We start from the raw sequence: 20,026 nt of genomic DNA on the forward strand, positions 1-20,026 counted from the left end.
TCCCCGCGTCCGGGGAACGCGGGGATGAGCGGAGCGTTCGAGGGAGGAAACATGAGCGAGCTCAGCACCGCCGACTCCGTACGCACCACCCCCGAAGGTCTTCTCTGGGAGCCCAGCCCGCGCTGGGTCCGGGGCCGCAAGGGCGAGTTCACGGTCGTGGACAGCCGGCATCCCGTTCTCGTCTGGGAACCCGGGGTGCCGGTGCCGCTGTACGCCTTCCCGCGCGAGGAGGTCCGCGAGGACCTGCTGCGGCCGGCCGGGCACCCGCCGGTCGGCACGCACACGGGCTCGCGGCTCTTCTACGACCTCGACGTGGACGGCGAACTGCTGGAGAACGCGGCCTGGACCTTCCCCGCGCGGGACCTGGCCGGGCACATCGCCTTCGAGTGGTTCCGGCGCACCGGCAGGGGACTCGACCACTGGTACGAGGAAGAGGAGGAGATCTTCATCCACCCCCGCGACCCGCACAAGCGGGTCGACGCCCTTCCCAGCAGCAGCCACGTCCGGATCGAGATCGACGGCACGGTCGTCGCCGACACCCGCAGGCCGGTCCTGCTCTTCGAGACCGGCCTGCCCACCCGCTACTACATCCCCCGCGAGGATGTCCGCCTCGACCTCCTCACCCCCACCGACCACCGCACCGGCTGTCCCTACAAGGGCACCGCCGGGTACTGGTCCTGGACCGGCGAGGCGGACGTCCCGCCCGACATCGTGTGGAGCTACCCCACGCCGGTGCCTGCCGTGGCCGCCGTCGCCGGGCTGCTCGCCTTCTACAACGAGGCGGTCGACATCACCGTGGACGGCGAGCGCCTCGAACGCCCCGTCACCCCCTTCACGCATACGCTGTTGTCCCGCCCGGCGCCCTGACGGCGTCGTCGAACGGCAGAGGAGATGGTGGAGATCACGACGAAGGTGGGCGTCGCCGCGCAGTCCCGCCCGCCGCTGAGCAGGGGACGGGTGCTGAGTGCCGCCGTCGCGCTGGCCGACGACGGCGGAGTCGACGCGCTCAGCATGCGCAACATCGCGCAGGCGCTCGGCGTCGTGCCGATGGCGCTGTACAAGCACGTGGCCAACAAGAACGAGTTGCTGGACGGCATGATCGACGTCCTCATGGACGAGATCGACCCACCGGCCGACGGCACGGACTGGAAGACCACCGTGCGCCGGCGGGTGCTGTCGGCCCGCGGCATGCTGTTGCGCCACCCCTGGGCGCCCGCGGTCATCGAGTCACGGACGAAGGCGCGGGCCACCCCCACCCCCGCGGTGATGGCGTACCTGGACTCGATGATCGGGATCTTCCGGGCCGGGGGCTTCTCGATCCGCCTCGTCCATCACGCGATGCACGTCATGGGCAGCCGCCTGCTGGGCTTCTCCCAGGAGCTGTTCGAAGACCGCGCCGACGGCGGCGCGCCGGACCCGGACGCGATGCCCCCCGAGGAGATGGCGGCGCGCTACCCGCACATCACCGAACTGGCCATGTCGGTCGCCCACGACCCGGAGTCCGTGGTCGGCGCGGGCTGTGACGACCAGTTCGAGTTCGAGTTCGCGCTCGACCTGACACTGGACGGCCTCGAACGGCTCCTGGGCACCGCCTGAGCGTCCTTCCCCCTGCCTTCCCTCCCGCTTCCCCTTGACGGGTGTACGACGTACACCTACCGTGCCTGACAGAGGTGTACGGCGTACACCCGCCGTGCCGGAAGGCATCTGTCGTGGGCTCCTCGGCCATCGATGCCGCAAACGAGGGGGCGACCCGATGAAGGCGATCGTGCAGGAGAGGTTCGGTCCGCCGGACGTCCTGGAACTGGTGGACGCCGACCGGCCGGAGGTCTCGGCCGGCCAGGTGTCGGTACGGGTGCGTGCCGCCGCGCTGAACCCCTACGACTGGCACATGCTGCGCGGCGATCCCTACGTGGCGCGGCTGATGGGAGGCGTGGGGCTGACGCGGCCGAAGTGCCGGGTGGCCGGTATCGACTTCGCCGGGCAGATCGAGTCGGTCGGCGCCGATGTACGAGGGCTGGGGCCGGGCGACGAGGTGCTGGGCTTCTGCCACGGCTCCTTCGCCGAGTACGCGCGTACGACCGGGGATCTGCTGGTGCCCAAGCCCGCGGGCCTGACCTTCGAGCAGGCCGCGGCGGTGCCGATGGCGGCGGTGACCGCCCTGCGTGGCATCCGGACGGCGGGCCGGGTACGGGCGGGACAGCGGGTGCTGGTGAACGGAGCTGCCGGCGGCGTCGGGACGTTCGCCGTGCAGATCGCGGCGGCCCTGGACGCGGAGGTCACCGGGGTCTGCGGTACCGCCAACGTCGATCTGGTGCGCTCCCTCGGCGCCGTGCACGTCGTCGACCACACCCGGGAGGACTTCACGGAAGGACGCGAACGCTACGACGTGATCCTGGACAACGTCGGCAACCACCCGCTGAGCCGCCTGCGTCGGGCCCTCACCCCGACGGGCACCCTCGTGGCCAACGGTGGCGGCTCGCCCGGCCGGGTGTTCGGGGCGGTGGGTGCCATGCTCCGGGTGATCGCGGTCAACGGGTTCGTCCGGCAACAGCTCCGTACGATCCTCCCGGCGACCCCGGCCGGACCGGCCCGGGAGGATCTGCTCGCCGTCACCGCGCTCATCGAGGCGGGCAGCCTCACCCCGGTGATCGACCGGACCTACCCGCTGGCCGACGCGGCCGAGGGCGTGCGGCATCTGGAACGGGGGCACGCACGCGGCAAGGCCGTGATCACGGTGGCGTGAGCGGGAGTCAGGTCGGGCGCCGTGCGGCCGCCTCCGTGCCGCCCACCGTGCCGAGGCAGAGAAGGACGTGCCGCTCGGCGATCTCCGCCGCGCTGAGCGGGCCGTCGGCCCGGTACCAGTTGGCCACCCCCTGACACATGATCAGAACGGCCCGGACCGCGTCGGCCGGGATGGGCGTGGTGAACACCTCCTGGGCGATGCCCGCCCGCACGGTGTCCAGCAGCATGTGCTCGAGATAGTCCCGCAGCGCCACGTAACGGGCGCGGTTCGCCGGTTCGAGACTGCGTATCTCGGTGTCCAGGAAGGCCAGCCCCTTGCGGTTGGCCATGTAGAGCACGATGGACTCGACCATGGCGCGGAAGCGGGGGAGCGGCTCGTCGCCGGCCTCCGCCGCGGCCGCCCGGCAGCGGTCGAGCACGTCCTTGATGGACGTCTCCAGCAAGGTGGCCAGCAGCGCCTGCTTGTTCGCGTAGTGGTAGTAGAGCGCGGGGACGGTGACTCCGACCCGGCCGGCGATGTCCCGTACCGAAGTGCCGTGGTAGCCGTGCTCGTTGAAGGCCTCCATGGCGTGCACCAGGATCGGATGGAGGTCCAGCGGCGCGTAGCTGCGCCAGTGGGGCGCGGCGGCGGTCTCCTGGCGGGGCTGCGTGCTCAAGGATGCTCCTCCGGTGCGGTGCCGACGAGTGACATCGTACGTCCCCGGGCGCCTGAAGGCGCCCCTCATGCCGCTTAACGTCCGCTCAGTAACCCTGAGATCCTGAGCATGCTTCGCCGATGAGTCTCTTCGCGCCGCGTCGTCTTTCCAGCGAAATGACAGGAATTCAGGGGCTCAACTTCCTTCGGAACAGGTGGCGTTACGACCATTGACCGGTTGCCCACTCCTCTCTACCTTCTTAGCGAGCGCTAAGTAGACCGGAGTTCGGAGGGCTGATGAGCGCCATGAGGGACACCGCGACGCACCGGGACGCGAGGACCGTGCGACCGGCGGCACCGGCGGCACCGGCGGCACCGGCGGCACCGGCCGCACCGGCGGCAGTGGCGGCAGCGGCGGGCCGCCGGGCCGGGCCACTGGCCGGTGTACGGGTGGTGGAGCTGGCGGGGATCGGGCCCGCGCCGTTCGCCGCGATGCTGCTCGGCGATCTGGGGGCCGACGTCGTCCGCGTCGACCGGCCGGGGACGCCGGTCCTCGGCGTCGACGCCGCCTTCGACGTCACCAACCGCAACAAGCGATCCGTCCTGGTCGACCTGAAGTCGGCCGACGGGCCGGGCACCGTACGGGCGTTGGCGGCGCGCGCCGACATCCTGATCGAGGGTTTCCGGCCGGAAGTGGCGGAGCGGCTGGGTGTGGGCCCGCGGGAGTGCCTGGCCGTCAACCCGGCCCTGGTGTACGGCCGGATGACCGGCTGGGGCCAGGACGGTCCGCTGGCGCCCCGGGCCGGGCACGACATCGGGTACATCGCCACCGTGGGCGCACTCGGCATGATCGGCGCCCCCGACGGCCCGCCGGTGATCCCCGGCAACCTGCTCGGCGACTACGCGGGCGGCTCGCTCTACCTCGTCGCCGGAGTGCTCGCCGCCCTGCTGACCGCCCGGAGCACGGGAGAGGGGCAGGTGGTGGACGCGGCGATCGTCGACGGGACCGCCCACCTCACCGCCTTCGTCCAGGGCATGCTCGCGTCGGGGGCGTGGCAGGACGCCCGCGGCCGCAACCTGCTGGACGGCGGGTGCCCCTACTACGCCGTCTACGAGACGGCCGACGGCGGCTGGATGGCGGTCGGCGCGCTGGAGCCCGCGTTCTACGCCGAGTTCGTCCGCCTCCTCGGCCTCGACGCCGAGGACCTGCCGGACCGGAACGACCCGCGCCGGTGGCCGGAACTGCGGGCCGCCTTCGCGGCGCGCTTCGGATCCGAAGGGCGTGCCGCCTGGACCGCGGTGTTCGAAGGCACGGACGCCTGTGTCGCCCCGGTGCTCTCCCTGCGGGAGGCCGCCCGCCACCCGCACCTCAGGGCCCGCGGGACCTTCACCGAGGAACACGGCATCGTCCAGCCCGGCCCGGCGCCCCGATTCTCCGCGACGCCCGGCGCGGTGCGGCTGCCGCCGGCCCGCCCCGGAGCACACCACGACGAGGTGGCCCGGGACTGGCGCGTCCCGGAACTGACCGGAGCCCCGCGGCCCGCCACCCACCCCGAGGACGGACGCTGATGGAACTCTCCACCCCCCTGCAGTACGCCGGTGACCCCCGTGCCGCCGCCGACGAGGCGGCCGCGCTGGAGGCGGCGGGACTCGACGCGATCTGGGTCGCCGAGGCGTACGGCTTCGACTCCCCGACGATCATGGGATACCTGGCCGCCCGCACCGAGCGCCTGCGCATCGGCTCCGCCGTGCTCAACGTGTACTCCCGCACCCCCGCGCTGATCGCGCAGACCGCGGCCGGACTCGACGCCCTCACCGGTGGCCGTGCCCTGCTCGGCATCGGCGCCTCCGGCCCCCAGGTGGTGGAGGGATGGCACGGCCGCCGCTACGACCGGCCCCTCGGACGCACCCGCGAGACGATCGGGCTCGCCCGCCGCATCTGGCGGCGCGAGGTGATCGAGCACCACGGCATCACCGACCTGCCCCTGCCGCCCGAGAAGGGCGGCACGCTCGGCAAACCGCTGAAGCTGCTGACCCGCCCGGTACGCGACACCATCCCGGTGTACGTGGCCGCACTCGGTCCCGCGAACGTCCGGATGACCGCCGAACTCGCCGACGGATGGCTGCCGTTCCTCTATGTGCCCGAACACGCGGCGAAGGTCTGGGGCGGCCCGCTCGCCGAGGGCGCGGCGCTGCGTGCCCCGGAACTCGGCCCGCTGTCCGTCGTCGCCGGCGGGCTGCTCGCGGTCGGGGACGACGCCGAAGGGGTCCGCGATCTGATGCGGCCCGTCATCGCCCTGTACGTCGGAGGCATGGGTGCTCCGGGCCGCAACTTCTACTACGACCTGGTCTGTTCCTACGGCTACGAGGCCGAGGCCGCCGCCGTCCAGGAGCACTTCCTCGCGGGCCGCAGGCGGGAGGCGGAGGCCGCGGTCCCCGCCGAACTGTGCGAACTGATCTGTCTGGCGGGCCCCGAGGGCTATGTGCGCGAACGCGTCGAGGCATTCCGAGAGGCGGGCGTCACGATGCTCAACGTCACCCCCGTCGGCCGCGATCCGGCCCGCCTCGTCGAGCTCGTGAAGAACTGGCTCTGAACGACGACTTCCCGACCCGGGGGCGACCATGGAACGAGACCTGTACACGGCGGAGCACGAGGCGTTCCGCGAAACCGTCCGCACCTTCCTCGCCAAGGAGGTGCTGCCGCACCACGACCGCTGGGAGCGCGACGGAGTCGTCAGCCGTGACGTCTGGCGCGCGGCGGGCCGCCAGGGCCTGCTGGGCCTCGCGGTGCCGCAGGAGTACGGCGGTGGGGGAGTCGACGACTTCCGCCACAGCGCCGTCCTGATCGAGGAGTTCGCGCGGGCCGGAGCGTCCGGCGTGGCGCTGAGCCTGCACAACGACATCGTCGGCCCCTATCTCACCCGGCTCGGCACCGACGAGCAGAAGCGGCGCTGGCTGCCCGGGTTCACCTCCGGCGAGACCGTCACGGCCATCGCGATGACCGAACCCGGAGCGGGCTCCGACCTCCAGGGCATCCGCACCACCGCCACCGACCGGGGCGACCACTACCTCCTCAACGGCGCCAAGACGTTCATCTCCAACGGCATCCTCGCCGACCTGGTCGTCGTCGTGGCCCGCACCACCCCCGAGGGCGGCAGCTCCGGGCAGAGCCTGCTCGTCGTCGAACGCGGCATGAAGGGCTTCGAGCGGGGCCGCAACCTCGACAAGATCGGCCAGAAGGCCCAGGACACCGCCGAGTTGTTCTTCGACGACGTCCGGGTGCCCAAGGAGAACCTGCTGGGCGGGGAGAACCAGGCCTTCGCCGCCCTCATGGCCAACCTCGCCCAGGAACGGCTCGCCATCGCCGTGGGCGCGGCGGCCGCGGCCGAACACGTCCTGGAACTCACCCGCGCCTACGTGAAGGAGCGCGAGGCGTTCGGCCGCCCCCTGGCCCGCCTCCAGCACATCCGCTTCGAGATCGCCGAGATGGCCACCGAGTGCGCCGTCACCCGGACCTTCGTCGACCGCTGCGTCACCGAGCACGGAGCGGGCCGCCTCGACGCTGTACACGCCTCGATGGCCAAGTGGTGGGCGACCGAACTCCAGAAGCGGGTCGTCGACCGCTGCCTCCAACTGCACGGCGGATACGGATACATGACGGAGTACCAGGTCGCCCGGGCGTTCCTCGACAGCCGAGTCCAGACGATCTACGGCGGGACCACCGAGATCATGAAGGAGATCATCGGCCGCGCGTTGCTGACCTGAGCGCCCGCCCTGCCTTGCCCTTCCATCCCCTCCCCTCCCCTTTCCTCCCGCCCTCCCCTTCGCACCCGGCGCTCCCGTGTCCCCCGTCGACTCCCTCCGTCGACTGCCTGCGCCGATTCCCTCCGCCGACTCCCTCCACCCGACCGGAAGGCTCTCTGTGACGACCAGCGAAGCGTTTGTGTACGAGGCGATCCGCACCCCCCGCGGCCGGGGCAAGCCCGGCGGCGCGCTGCACGGCACCAAGCCCGTGGACCTGGTCGTCGGCCTGATCGACGAGGTGCGCCGTCGGTTCCCCGGCCTGGACCCGGCCGGCATCGACGACATCGTCCTCGGCGTCGTCAGCCCGGTCGGCGACCAGGGCGCCGACATCGCCAGGACCGCCGCGATGGCCGCCGGGCTGCCCGACACCGTCGCCGGCGTCCAGGAGAACCGCTTCTGCGCCTCCGGCCTGGAAGCCGTCAACCTCGCCGCCGCCAAGGTGCGTTCCGGCTGGGAGGACCTGGTCCTGGCCGGCGGGGTGGAGTCCATGTCCCGCACCCCCATGGGCAGCGACGGCGGTGCCTGGGCACTCGACCCCCTGACCAACCACGACACCGGTTTCGTCCCGCAGGGCATCGGCGCCGACCTGATCGCCACCTTGGAGGGGTTCGGCCGCCGGGACGTCGACGCCTACGCGGCCGAGTCCCAGGAGCGGGCCGCCCGGGCATGGAAGGAAGGCCGCTTCGCCCGCTCCGTCGTCCCCGTACGGGACCGCAACGGACTGCTGGTCCTCGACCGGGACGAACACCTCAGGCCCGGCACGACCACGGACTCCCTGGCCGCGCTCCAGCCGTCCTTCGCTGCCGCCGGCGAACTCGGCGGATTCGACGCGGTCGCCCTCCAGAAGTACCACTGGATCGAACGCGTCGACCACGTCCACCACGCGGGCAACTCCTCCGGCATCGTGGACGGAGCGGCGCTCACCGTCGTCGGCTCCGCCGAAGCCGGCCGACGGCACGGACTGACCCCGCGAGCCCGGATCGTGTCCGCCGCCGTCTCCGGAGCCGACCCGACGATCATGCTGACCGGACCCGCCCCGGCCTCCCGCAAGGCACTCGACAGGGCCGGCCTGACCGTCGACGACCTCGACCTGGTCGAGATCAACGAGGCGTTCGCGGCGGTGGTGCTGCGCTTCGTCAAGGACCTGCGGCTGGACCCCGAGAAGGTCAACGTCAACGGCGGCGCCATCGCCATGGGCCATCCGCTCGGCGCGACCGGAGCCATGATCCTCGGCACGCTCGTGGACGAACTCGATCGGCGCGACCTGCGCTACGGGCTCGCCACCCTGTGTGTCGGCGGCGGCATGGGCATCGCCACCGTCGTCGAACGACTCTGAACGCCGTGCCCTGCCGACCCCTCGGCCTTCCAGCCGGCCCGGCGCGGTCCACCTCCGCCGGCCTGGTGCGGGCCACCTCCGCCGGCCTGGTGCGGGCCACCTCCACAGGCCCGGTGCGGGCCACCTTCGTCCGCCTTGCGCAGACCACCCTCATCGTCCGGCGCAGGTCCTGCCCTGACCGGCCCGGTGCGGGCCACGCTCGTCGCCCTGCGCAGTTTCCGCCCGACCGGCCGGCGGCAGGCCACCTCATCGCTCCTGCGCACACCTGCCCCGACCGGCCCGGGATGGGGACCTGCCTCCCCCCAGCCCCGCATCGGCTCTGCCCACAATCCGCCCGTATGGGTCCCGCTGCATCCGGCCTGTTTGGCCTCCCCCCGGCCCGCACAGCTCCCGCCCCCTCCGCCTGGCATCGGCTCTGCCCCCGTCCGGCCCGTATGCCTCCCGCCCCCTCCGGCCCGCACAGCTCCCGCACCCTCCGCCCGGCACGGCTCTCGCCGCCAGGCGCAGGCCGCGATTGATCCGGCCCGGCGCAGGCGCCGACACATTCGGACCGACGCAAAGGCCGACCCATCCCCCCGCGCCACCCCGCGCCGTTCGCGCGACCCCCGTCCGCCCCTGTGAGGCACGCACACCCGTAGGAGAGCGCATCCCATGGCCCTCGAAGCCGTAAGCCGTACCATCCGCTGGGAAGAGGACGCCGACCACGTGGTCACCCTCGTCCTCGACGACCCCGACCAGTCCGCCAACACCATGAACGCGGCGTTCATCGACTCGCTCGACGCCACCGTCGACCTGCTGGAGGCGCGGAGCGACAGCCTCAGGGGTGTCATCGTGACCTCGGCCAAGAAGACCTTCTTCGCCGGCGGCGACCTGCGGGACCTGATCGCCGTCACCCCCGAGACCGCCGGCGCGTCCTTCGAGGCCGGCATGCGCGTCAAGCGTGCCCTGCGCCGGATGGAGACGCTGGGCGTACCCGTCGTGGCCGCCGTCAACGGCGCGGCCCTGGGCGGCGGTTACGAGATCGCGCTCGCCTGTCACCACCGCGTCGTACTGGACCGGCCCGACGCGCGCGTGGGCCTGCCGGAGGTCACCTTCGGACTGCTGCCCGGCGGAGGAGGGGTGACCCGCACGTCTGGCGGCCCCACCCGGCCCACGCCGTCGTCGACCGCATGATCGACGAGTTCGGGCGCACCGGCCGCAGCGGCGGAGCGGGCTTCTACGACTACGAGGACGGTCGCCGTACGGGGCTCTGGCCCGGACTGCGGGAGCACTTCACCGACGCGGCCCTGCGCGGGACCGACCTCGCCGGACTCCAGGAACGGATGCTCTTCGTCGAGGCCCTCGACGCCGTGCGCTGCCTGGAGGAGGGCGTGCTCGTCTCCGTCGCGGACGCCAACGTCGGCTCGCTGCTCGGCATCGGCTTCCCGGCATGGACGGGCGGCGTGCTCCAGTACGTCAACGGCCACCCCGGAGGTCTGCCGGGCTTCGTGACCCGCGCACGCGAACTCGCCGAACTGCACGGAGACCGCTTCGCGCCGCCCGAACTGCTGCTCCGCAAGGCCCAGCGAGGCGAGACCTTCACCGACCGCTGACCACCTCACCCCCACCCACCTCACCCGCTCATCTCACTCCCACCCACCTCACCCTCAGCCCCCCAATTCCAACCGACCCCGGACCGACCCCGATCCGGTCCGATCCGTCCAGCACGCCAGGAGGCCGTCATGACATCTGCCCCGCGCACCGACGGGGGCCCACAAGGAGAACCGGCGGCGCCGTCCACGCTGCCCCTGCTCCTGGAACGCAACGCCCGCCTCCATCCGGACCTGCCCGCCCTGTCCTGGCGGACCCCGGACGGCCGCGCCTGGTCCACGCTCACCTGGGCGGAGGTCAGGGACCGCACCACGGAACTCGCCGCAGGCCTCGCCGCGCTCGGCGTGGGCCGCGGCGACCATGTCCTGCTCATGATGGCCAACCGTCCCGAGCACTGGCTGTCCGACCTCGCGCTGGTGCGCCTCGGCGCCGTGCCGGTCAGTGTCTACGGCACCGCTGCGCCGGAGCAGATCACCCACATCGCGCGCAACTGCCGGGCGGCGCTGGCGGTGGTGGAGGGCGCCGCCCAGGCCGAGGTGTGGGCGCCGCTGCTCGACGACGACGCCACGCCGCTCGGACGGCTCGTGGTGGTGGAGGACGGCGAGGAGGGACGGCACCTGCCCTACGCGGCGCTGACCCGCGTGCCGGTCCCGGAGGGCTTTGCCAAGGCACTGGACACGGCCCGCCCCGGGGACGCGCTGACCGTCGTCTACACCTCCGGGACCACCGGTGAGCCCAAGGGCGTGGTCCTCACCCATCAGCAGGTGCTCGCCAACGCCGTCGCGCTCGACGAGGTGGTGGAACTGCCGTCGCACGTAGAGCACGTCTGCTACCTGCCGTTCGCCCACATCGCGGAGCGGATGCTCGGCATCTACCTGCCCTGCCACCGCGCCTCGCACGTCCATCTCTGCGCCGATCCGGCCGCCGTGGCCGAGGCGGTGCGCGAGCTGCGGCCCCGGCAGTTCTTCGGCGTGCCGAGGGTCTGGGAGAAGCTGGCCGCCTCGGTCCGAGCCGGACTGACCCTGCTGCCCGAGGAGCGGCGCAAGGCCGTCGAGGAGGCAGCCGAGGTGGCCCGTGAGCACGTCGGCTTCCAGGAGCGCGGAGAGGAACCGCCGGCCGCGCTCGCCGAGGCGTACGCGCGCCGTCGCGAGACGGTGCTGCTGCCGCTGCTGGCCGCGGGGGGTCTCGACCGGGTCGTCTGGGCCGCCAGTGCCTCCGCGCCGATGCCGCTGGACGTGGTCCGGTTCTGGGCGGGCTTCGGCATCGTCGTCATGGACGCCTGGGGGCTGACCGAGACGACGGGCGTGGCCACGGCCAACAGCCCCCGCACCGGATTCCGGCTGGGCTCGGTGGGCCGCCCGGTGTCGAGCGTGCGGGTGCGCACCGCCGAGGACGGCGAGCTCCAAGTGCGCGGCTCCTCCGTCTTCGCCGGCTATCTGCGGCCGGACGGCACGGTCGGCCCGGCGCTCGACGAGGAGGGGTGGCTGCACACGGGCGACATCGGCCGGGTCGACGAGGACGGCTACGTCTGGATCACCGACCGGAAGAAGGAGATGATCGTCACCTCGACGGGCAAGAACGTCTCCCCGGCGCTGGTGGAGAACGCCCTGAAGGAACACCCGTTGATCGGCCAGGCCATGGTGCACGGCGACCACCACTCCTACCTCGTCGCGCTGCTGGTGCTCGACCCCGAGGCGGCACCCGCCTGGGCCGCCTCCCACGGCCTGGAGAACGGCGCGGACCTCGCGGCGCTGGCCGCGCATCCCGCCGTCCTCGAGGAGGTCGACCGGGCCGTGGCCGCCGCCAACAGCCGCCTCAACCGCACCGAACAGGTCAAGCGCTACCGGCTGTTGGCTCAGGAGTGGGGACCCGCGACCGGCGAACTGACCCCGTCGCTGAAACTGCGCCGCCGCGTCGTCCGGGACAAGTACGCCACCGAACTGACCGGCCTCTACGGCGACTGACCGCCACGGAGACCGACCTCATGGCCGACGGCCCGCAACGCACGGCCGCCGGAGATCACCAGAGGACAGAGGGTCCCGACGGGGGCATCCCGCGCCGACGCGGCCGGCCGGGATGCCCGGGCCCGGCTACAGGACGTCGGGACGTCGGGACGTCAGGGGGCAGGTGGTCGGGTGGTCACGTGGTCACGTGGTGGTGCCGAGGCGGTGGATGGTGATGGGGACCTTGGTGCGGTTCCCGGTGGGGTCGATGCCGAAGCGTCCGGTGGCGGCCGGGACGGCGCCGTCGGCGAGGGCGTAGAGGTGGTTGAGGACGGCGTACCGGTCGGGGAGGGCGCTGGTCGGGGTGGTGGCGTTGCGGATGGCGGTGGTGGCGGTGAGCACGGCGTCGTGGGCGAGGACGGGCCAGTAGCCGCGGGTGGCGTGGACGGCGGGGAACTTCTGCCCGTGGTGGTCGCCGCCGAACGCGTCGAGGAACTGCTCGTACAGGTTGTGGTCGCTGTTGCCGGGGCTGCGCAGCTGCGCGGCCGTGGGCAGGGAGGCGTACAGCACGGCGATGGGTGCCTCGCCGTCCTGGTTCAAGGCGGTGAGGGTCTTGGGGTCCAGGGCCGCGGTGTCGGATCCGGAGACCACGGTGATGGGCCGGCGGTGGCAGCTGCGCCGGCTGAGCGCCTGGAGGAAGTCGGGCAGGTACTTCTCCCGGGCCGCGAAGTACACGGTGTCGACCGGGTGCTCGGTGCTGCACAGGTTCTGGCCGATCGCGCCCAGGATCGACTCCACTCCACCCCGGGGGTCGAAGAAGAAGTCCGCCATGGGGTCGAGGTGCTTCTTCAGCCCGCCGACGGTACGGAAGTCCTCGTAGAGGGAGTCGGTGTAGAAGTCGCGCGTGCCGTTGGGGGTCTTGGCGGTGCGCACCAGCGCGGCGGTGCGCGTGTCGCCGTCCAGTTCCTCGCCGAGCGCTTTGAGCTGGGCCGCGTTGGTCAGGGTGACGCGTACCAGGCCGTTGATGCGTTTCGGTGCGTTCTTCGGACTGTCGATGATGCCGGTGGTGTCGAAGCCGTCGGCGGTGATGAGGTCGGCGACCATGGGGATGTCCCTCCCGCCGAGCGTGCGGGCGGCGTCGACGGACTCCTGCTGGCTCAGCCCCATCCCGGTGACGGCGACCAGGTTTTCGGCCTTGGGCAGCCCGGCCAGCGTGTCGACGGCCTTCTTCCAGTGCATTTCGCCGCTGCCCATGTTGGCCAGCACCAGACGGATCTTCAGCGGGCCGTCGTCGGCGTTGGCCCGTTCGACGGCCGTGTAGGCGCCCTCGACCTCGCCGACGAACTGGTCGAGCGTCAGGTCCTTGGCCTTGCCCGCACTGCCCACCGAGGTCAGCGGCGCCAGGAACGCGATGGTGACGTAGTGGCCGTCGCGGGTCGCCCGGTGGTTCTCCGCGCCGATGGCCGTCAGCACGGGCTCCAGGGCGGAACCGAACACATCGGCACGGTCGAGGCCGTCGGTCACTCCCGTGCACTCCCCGCCCGCCTCGGTCACCAGCGCCGGGTTCATGGTCCCGCAGTGCTCCTTGCGGTACTTGTCCTGCCGCTGCTGCTCCTTTTCGCGCTGCTCCTCCTGCTGCCCGTTCTTGCGGTGCTCGTCGAAGGCGTACACGCCGGCGGCCGCGGCGAGCGCGAGGGCGGCGCAGACCGCCACGGCGGCGCGGTGCCCTGCCAGACGGGTCCGCCACGCCTTCCACCGGCCGCCGTCGGCGCGCGGGACGTCGTCCGGGGACTTGCCCGCCGGCTTGCCGGGAGGCGCTGTCGGCGAAGGCGCCGGGGGAGGGGAAGGGGCCGGGGGAGGGGACGCGGCTGCGGCTTCCGCACCACCAGGGCCCCCAGCTCCGGCGGGAGTCGGAGACCCGGCCTCGGCCGCAGCCTGGCCCTCGGCCGCAGCCGGTGCCTCTGCGTGTGCCTGTGCGTGTGCCTGTGCCGGGACGGAAGCCTGGGTCGCGGACACCGCGGCCAGTTCCCGCCAGGCCTGCTGCCAGGGTTCGCGCCGCGCCTCGTCGAGACCGCACGCGGCCAGGAAATCAGCGACGAACTCCCACTCCGGCAGCCTGTCCCGCGACAGCACATTGGAGACGGTGGCCGGCGGCAGCCGCTTGCCCTGCCGCTGGCTGGCCTGCTCGAGCTGGGCGAGCGACACCCCGAGCCCGGTGCGCAGTCTCGTCAGTTCCTCACGGAACTGCTGCTGACCACCGATCCGCGGCGGCGCGGTCTCGTGCTCCGCCGGCCGCCGGCCGGGCACCTGGTCCCACACCATCACATACCTCCCACGGTGACCGCGCCGACGGCCGTGACGATGCGGGGCACGCCGTCCGGGCAGCGGAGCCGACGGCGAGGGCGGTATCGATGCAGCATGAATGAATTCCTGTCTTCCTGGGCGCGGTGCGCATGCGCCGCACGGAGCACCCCGTGTCCGGTTACCGGCCGGGCCACGAGGCGTTCTGGATTCCCCGGTCCTGAAATGCGAAGACGTTCCGCGGCAAGGCTGTCGCGCGAGCGGAACTCGAGAAGTCGGGGAAGCTCCTGCCGACACAGGATTCCGCTTTTCCCTTACCGGCTGACGGGTATTCCGATCTATTTCTGAATTCTTCGGTCCGTGTCACATACTGACCGGCTTGTTGCCGCCGCCACCCCCGCCACCGGCGCGCCCGGCCGCAGCGCAAGCCCCCTGTTTCGACTCGCACCGCTGTGACCTGCACGTACGGCGTTCCGAAACACCGGTGCTCCTTCCGAAGGCTCCCGAAGGCGCGAACCATCGTGCGGCGGAGGCGGTTGGGTGCTGAGCTGGAGGGCAGCGGCCCTGCCGCGCCCCCGTAGGAACTGTCCTGTCTTCCTGGGCTCGGCAGCGCGAACCACCGGGGAAACGAGGGGGTTCCTGTTACCGGCAGGAACCCCCTTCCCGCGTTCACGCGGTCCGGCAGAACGGGACCTCGTCCCACGGGAATCCGGGACCTGCCCGGGAAATCCGCCGGCCGCGCGTGACGCACGGAATCGGGATTCCGCGCGGCACGAGGCCCACCACAAACACGCGCCACGATGCCCGCCACCGGGCGAGCCATGATGCCCGCCACCGAGCGTGTCTCGAAACGCGCCGTGAAACGCACGGCAAGGTCACCGGGACACCGTGTCCCTCAGCGGGACGTCACAGGGGGACGCCTCAGCGGGACGCCTCAGCGAGACGTCACAGGGGGACGCCTCAGCGGGACGTCAGCCACCACAACGCCAGGCTGACGACGCCGGAGCCGGCCGCGCCAGCCGCCCCGAGGGCGGCCTGCCGGCCCAGGCGGCGCCACAACGCCGCCCGGGCGGCGGCCGAGCGTCGGTCTTTGTCGAACACGGTCATCGCGGTACCTCCCGGTCCAGTGCCGGGCGGGTGCCGCCCTGCGCTGCGATGGTGACCGATCCGCACTACGTCCACCGGTACGGAAAGCCCTTGCGGGCGTTGCCGTTCACCATGGCAGCCCCTGGTGGTGTTGCCGTCTGAAGCGGCAACACCACGGGAACGGTAGGGGAGTTGCCGCTCGGTGATACTGACCTGATGCACAACGGACAGGTGCCCACCCCGGCACAGACAGCGGTCACCGCGGCGGTCCGGCCACAGGTGCGTCTGGCACCGCTCAAGGACGGTCTGGCCCCCGAGAAACGCGCCCTGGCGGAGGATCTGCGGCAGGTCTTCCTCGCCCTGGGCATCAGTGTCCGCCGCTACGCGGCGCGCCGCTTCCTCAACGCGAGTTCCGTCACCCGCTACCTCAGCGGCGAGCGTCTCCCGCCGTGGGACTTCGTCGCCGGAGTGATCGCGGACGTACAGGACGCGCAGTGCCCGCTCACCCCCGAAGCCGAGGAAGCCCTCAGGGACCTGCACCGCCAGGCGCTGAAGTCCCACCGGCCCAGCAGCAAGGCCCAGGCCCTCCAGGACAGACTGGCCGAGGCCGACGACGAGACCCGGCGCATCACCACCCGCCAGCGGGCCCTGGAAGAGGCCCTGCGAGACCGGGAGAGCCGGCTGGAGCACGTGCGGGGCCGGGTCCGCAACCTCGAGACCAGCATCGAGGGGCAGCAGCTCACCCACCGCGCCGAACTCGAGATCTGGCAGGGGGAGTACACCCGGCTGCAGGAGGAGTGCGGCGATCTGCAGGAGCAGGTCATCTACCTGCAGGAGTCCCTGGCGGTGGCCCGCGCCGAGCTGATCGCCGCCGAGGACCGGTGCCACCGCCTGGAGATCCAGCTCGAAACCGTTCAGGAACTCGGCTCGGACGGCCACCAGGACGGCGACACCCCCTCGATCGTGGCCATGCTGGAAGAAGCCGACCGCAGATCGTCGGTACCCGAGCTGGTACGCGCCGTCAGCGACCTGGAACTGCGCACCCGTCAGGCCATGGCGAGCGAACTGGTCAGAGCGGCCAGCCAGTCGCGCACGATCGAAGAAGTGGTCGGACTCCTGGCGGCGTTGCGGCAGGCGGGCTTCGACGCACACGCGCAGACCGCCCTGCCGGCCATGGTGATGGTGCGCTCCGTGGACGACACCAGCGCACTGGCCCGCGAACTGACCCGCGAAGGCCTCGAGGACTACGTACTGATCCTCGTCCAGGCCTCGGTGAAGTTCCATCAGCCCGAGAGCATGGCCGCGCTGGCCATCGCCCTGCACCGCTGCGGGCTTCCCTGCTACGCCGAAAGCCTGTTGCAGGCCGCGGCCGTGGTCCGCCCCCTGCCCGACCTGGTATCGGCCGCCCTGCTGCTCACGGACACCGAGCTCGGCGACGCGGTCGTGGCCGCCATGGCCACCGCGGCCGCTCAGCGCCCCCTCACGGACCTGGTGACCCTGAGCATCACACTGCGTCAGGCCTGCCTGGGCAGATACGCCGACGTCCTCCAGGCGGAGGCGGCCGCCACCCGCTCGGCGGCCGACGTGGCCGAGTTCATCCGCTCCCTGACCGAACACGGCCTGGAAACCGACGCCGAGAGCGTCTTCACCCACACACAGCAGCGCAGCGTCGGACATCTCGTTCCCCTCCTGCACGTCCTGCGGGACCAGCGCGCCTGGACGGTGCTGGCCCAGGCCGCGGAGAGCCGCCCCGCCGACGACATCGCGGTGCTGATCGACGAGCTCTACATGTCGGGACGCCACCAGCTGGCCACGGACCTCCTCATGCTGATCATGGACCGCAGGGACACGGCACAGATCCGGCAACTGATCGGGGGTCTGGATTGTCTGGTTCCGGGCTCGGAGGCGATCATGGCCGCGGCCACCCGCATCCTCGCCCCCGAGCGGGCCGCGGCGCTCCTCACCTGCCTGGAGTTCTGCGGGCTGCCGGACCACGCGACCGTCGTCTTCCGGTGCATGGTCTACGACGACCTGGTCGGACACGCCGGCCTCTTCCTGCAGTCGCTCGGCAGATCCGGATCGCACTATGCCCGCCTGGACGTCCTGCGCCGACACGCCCACGGCATGGGAGTGGAGACCGCCGCCCACCTGATGCTCGCCCTGGAGTCCGCCACGCTGACCGTGCACCTCGACACACTCATCCAGGACCTGTGTCTGAACTGCCCGGTCCTCGACATCGTCCTGCTGGTCAGCAGAACCATGGCGGTGGGAGGCCCCGCACCGCGCAGCGAACGCGTCGTGCGACGCATCATCGACCAGGTCGTCGACAGGCGCCCGGTGTCCGACCAGGCGGGTCTGCTCTCCGCCCTGCACGCGGCCGGCCTGACGAAACACGCCGAGCATCTTTCCGCCCAGGCCCAAGAGACACACGGACGGCTCTTCAGGGCCCAACTGCGCGGCGAGCACTACGTGAACGACCCCCACAACGGCTCCCGGCTGCTCGGCCTCTACGACCGGCCGGGCAGGCGGTCACGCCGCGATTAGGCCGTGTCACAAGCTGATCGGCGCGTGGCCCCTCCTGCGAGGGGCTCGTCCGCGAAGAGCTGCTCGGACTTCTCCGGGCTGCTCGGACTTCACCGGGCTGTCCGGACTTGAGCAGGCTCTCCGGACTTCAGCGCACTGTCCGGCAGACCCCTGATCTCTCCTGACACCCAAGGACATGATTAGTCATTTTATTGAGTATGATGAGCGGCGAACGAGGAAGGCGCCGGCCGCGGCAACAGCGCGGCGACGAGGACGAAGAGGTCCACCGGGACGGGGACGAAGAGGGCACCGGACCGGGGCCTGCGGATCGCACCCGGCCTGCGGGAAAGGCGGACGACTCATGCCGAGCGGTGCATACCTGCGCTACGTCGCGTTGGGCGACAGTCAGACCGAAGGGCTGGGCGACGGCGACGACACCGTCGGTCTACGCGGTTTCGCCGACAGGTTCGCCGAGCGCCTCGCGGCCTTCAACGCCGGTCTCCGGTACGCCAATCTGGCTGTACGCGGACGTACCGCCGGCCAGGTGCGCACGGAACAGCTGGGGCCTGCCCTGGCCCTGCGCCCCGACCTGGCCACCGTCGTCGCCGGGGTCAACGACCTGCTTCGGCCGCGGTACAGCGGCGCGGAGGTGGCCGGGCACCTGGAGGAGATGTTCGCCGCGCTCACGGATGCCGGAACCCACGTGGTGACACTGACCTTCCCCGACGTCACGAAGATCGCGCCCCTTGCCCGGCCCATCAGGTCCCGCGTGTTCGACCTCAACACCCGCATCCGTGCCGCGGCCGCCCGTCACGGGGTCACGGTCGCCGAAACCGGTCGGCAGCCCGTCACCACCGACCCGCGGCTGTGGACCGCGGACCGACTGCACGCCAGCGCCCTCGGCCACGAACGCATCGCCGCAGCCCTCGCCCGAGCCGTCCGCCTGCCCGGAAGCGACGACGCCTGGACCCTCCCCCTCCCGCCCCAGGAGGTCCCTTCGGGCCGGCAAGCCGCAGAAGCCGAACTGCGCTGGGTGGCCGCACACCTCGGCCCCTGGCTGCGGCGCCGTCTGCGCGGCCGGTCCTCCGGCGACGGGCGCACCGCGAAACGACCTCAGCTCCTGCCTGTGAAGGCCACACCCGGTTCCGTGACGGACACCGGTCGACGGCAATCCCCGTAGCGCCGGCGCGGGTGTTGCTTCGGCACAGGCCTGGTGCCGCCTGGTGCCCGACGGAACCTCAACGCCGTGCGTGACGGATCTTCAGCCGTCCGAACCCCATGGTCCCGGAGATCCGGATCCTCGGCCCGTCGGCGCGGGAGCTCCGCGGTGCCCTGTACCGCGTGTCCTTCCAGCCGGTGTGCAGATCCTCGTACTCGACGATAGCGTCGCGCGGCACCGTGATCTTCGCCCTGCCGGTGCCGAGCTGCAGCTCGATGTCGACCGCCGGATGCTCGATGACCGCCCGCGACAGGTCCAGACGCACCCTTGCGAACGCGGACTCGACCTTGAGGAACCGAGGCACCCGCCACGCCCCGCCGCGCTTGATCCGTCCGCCGGCCGCGGCGATCGTGGACGTGGTACCCGCATCCTCCGCCGGCAGCGAGGCCAGCGCCGCCACGAGCTCGCCGCGCGTGGTGACGGTGAGCACCCGTTCCAGGCGTTCGTCCAGATCCTCGTGCGAGAGGTGCCCTTCGGCGTACGCCTCCCGCAGGCGTCGCACGGCCGTGTCACGTTCCTCTTCGCCGATCAGCGGCGGCCGGTCTTCCGGCAGAGCGGTCACCCTTTCACCCTAACGCCGGGCGGGCGCCGTGCACGGGGCTTCGTGGGCGAGGCCGGCGGCCTGGGTGGCAAGGCCGAGTTCGAAGGCGTCCAGAAGGCTGACCGCACGCAGGACATGCCGTTCGGGCGGAGTGAGGCCGTACAGGGTGCGGTTGATCAGGGCGGGGAAGTCGTGGTCGAAGTCGGCGGGCCGTCGTTGGTGCCGAACAGAGCCTTCAGATCCCGATAGCGCGCCACGTCCGCCCCCGCGAAATGATCACCAGTGGTCTCCAATCCATGTCTGTCGA

14 protein-coding genes and 1 pseudogene are annotated in these 20,026 nt (G+C 71.8%); 11 read left to right on the plus strand and 4 right to left on the minus strand.

The window, feature by feature from the left end:
- Nucleotides 1–51: 51 nt before the first annotated feature.
- The 3 genes from ASD48_RS28560 to ASD48_RS28570 all read left to right on the plus strand — a co-directional run bounded on the left by ASD48_RS28560 (nucleotide 52) and on the right by ASD48_RS28570 (nucleotide 2,743).
- Nucleotides 52–867: a DUF427 domain-containing protein gene (locus ASD48_RS28560; RefSeq protein WP_057604612.1), complete on the plus strand. Its 816-nt coding sequence runs from the start codon at nucleotides 52–54 to the stop codon at nucleotides 865–867.
- A 24-nt stretch (nucleotides 868–891) separates the two neighbouring features.
- Nucleotides 892–1,596, plus strand: a complete 705-nt coding sequence (locus ASD48_RS28565; protein WP_057604613.1) for a TetR/AcrR family transcriptional regulator C-terminal domain-containing protein — start codon at nucleotides 892–894, stop codon at nucleotides 1,594–1,596.
- Nucleotides 1,597–1,753: 157 nt separating this feature from the next.
- On the plus strand, nucleotides 1,754–2,743 hold the full coding sequence (locus ASD48_RS28570) for an NAD(P)-dependent alcohol dehydrogenase (protein WP_057604614.1): 990 nt from the start codon (nucleotides 1,754–1,756) through the stop codon (nucleotides 2,741–2,743).
- A 7-nt stretch (nucleotides 2,744–2,750) separates the two neighbouring features.
- On the opposite strand, the gene ASD48_RS28575 is transcribed toward ASD48_RS28570, so the two are convergent.
- Nucleotides 2,751–3,398, minus strand: coding sequence for a TetR/AcrR family transcriptional regulator (locus tag ASD48_RS28575; protein ID WP_057604615.1), 648 nt, complete (start codon nucleotides 3,396–3,398; stop codon nucleotides 2,751–2,753).
- A gap of 413 nt (nucleotides 3,399–3,811) precedes the next feature.
- Here ASD48_RS28575 and ASD48_RS28580 point away from each other — a divergent pair, with 413 nt between their 5' ends.
- From ASD48_RS28580 to ASD48_RS28610, 6 genes and pseudogenes are all read left to right on the plus strand, one after another.
- The gene (locus tag ASD48_RS28580) at nucleotides 3,812–4,945 is read left to right on the plus strand and encodes a CaiB/BaiF CoA-transferase family protein (RefSeq protein WP_199876040.1); all 1,134 of its coding nucleotides are present in this window, start codon (nucleotides 3,812–3,814) and stop codon (nucleotides 4,943–4,945) included.
- Entirely contained in the window at nucleotides 4,945–5,970 is a 1,026-nt protein-coding gene (locus tag ASD48_RS28585; protein ID WP_057604617.1) for an LLM class F420-dependent oxidoreductase, read from the plus strand. Before ASD48_RS28580 ends, ASD48_RS28585 begins: the two co-directional genes overlap by 1 nt.
- A gap of 28 nt (nucleotides 5,971–5,998) precedes the next feature.
- Nucleotides 5,999–7,141 (plus strand): acyl-CoA dehydrogenase family protein, encoded by a 1,143-nt coding sequence (locus ASD48_RS28590; protein ID WP_057604618.1) that lies wholly within the window; start codon nucleotides 5,999–6,001, stop codon nucleotides 7,139–7,141.
- A 157-nt stretch (nucleotides 7,142–7,298) separates the two neighbouring features.
- The gene (locus ASD48_RS28595) at nucleotides 7,299–8,516 is read left to right on the plus strand and encodes an acetyl-CoA C-acetyltransferase (RefSeq protein ID WP_057604619.1); all 1,218 of its coding nucleotides are present in this window, start codon (nucleotides 7,299–7,301) and stop codon (nucleotides 8,514–8,516) included.
- Between the two features lie 651 nt (nucleotides 8,517–9,167).
- Nucleotides 9,168–10,108, plus strand: a pseudogene (locus ASD48_RS42500) (enoyl-CoA hydratase-related protein).
- Between the two features lie 129 nt (nucleotides 10,109–10,237).
- Nucleotides 10,238–12,070, plus strand: coding sequence for an AMP-dependent synthetase/ligase (locus ASD48_RS28610; RefSeq protein WP_057604622.1), 1,833 nt, complete (start codon nucleotides 10,238–10,240; stop codon nucleotides 12,068–12,070).
- Nucleotides 12,071–12,253: 183 nt separating this feature from the next.
- On the opposite strand, the gene ASD48_RS28615 is transcribed toward ASD48_RS28610, so the two are convergent.
- Together ASD48_RS28615 and ASD48_RS43715 are read right to left on the minus strand one after the other, a co-directional pair.
- Nucleotides 12,254–14,371 carry a helix-turn-helix domain-containing protein gene (locus tag ASD48_RS28615; protein WP_057604623.1) on the minus strand — a complete coding sequence of 706 codons (2,118 nt, stop codon included), beginning with the start codon at nucleotides 14,369–14,371 and terminating at the stop codon, nucleotides 12,254–12,256.
- A gap of 939 nt (nucleotides 14,372–15,310) precedes the next feature.
- Entirely contained in the window at nucleotides 15,311–15,457 is a 147-nt protein-coding gene (locus tag ASD48_RS43715; protein WP_107104421.1) for a DUF2474 domain-containing protein, read from the minus strand.
- A 195-nt stretch (nucleotides 15,458–15,652) separates the two neighbouring features.
- Between ASD48_RS43715 and ASD48_RS28620 the strand changes: the two genes are divergently transcribed.
- Both ASD48_RS28620 and ASD48_RS28625 read left to right on the plus strand, forming a co-directional pair.
- Complete coding sequence (locus tag ASD48_RS28620; RefSeq protein ID WP_057604624.1) at nucleotides 15,653–17,980, plus strand: hypothetical protein; 2,328 nt, start codon at nucleotides 15,653–15,655, stop codon at nucleotides 17,978–17,980.
- 340 nt (nucleotides 17,981–18,320) lie between these two features.
- The gene (locus ASD48_RS28625) at nucleotides 18,321–19,139 is read left to right on the plus strand and encodes an SGNH/GDSL hydrolase family protein (RefSeq protein WP_057604625.1); all 819 of its coding nucleotides are present in this window, start codon (nucleotides 18,321–18,323) and stop codon (nucleotides 19,137–19,139) included.
- A gap of 58 nt (nucleotides 19,140–19,197) precedes the next feature.
- On the opposite strand, the gene ASD48_RS28630 is transcribed toward ASD48_RS28625, so the two are convergent.
- Nucleotides 19,198–19,740, minus strand: a complete 543-nt coding sequence (locus ASD48_RS28630) for a DUF1707 domain-containing protein (protein WP_057604626.1) — start codon at nucleotides 19,738–19,740, stop codon at nucleotides 19,198–19,200.
- Nucleotides 19,741–20,026: the final 286 nt, after the last annotated feature.

The organism is Streptomyces sp. Root1310, from assembly GCF_001426425.1.
Taxonomy (GTDB): domain Bacteria; phylum Actinomycetota; class Actinomycetes; order Streptomycetales; family Streptomycetaceae; genus Streptomyces.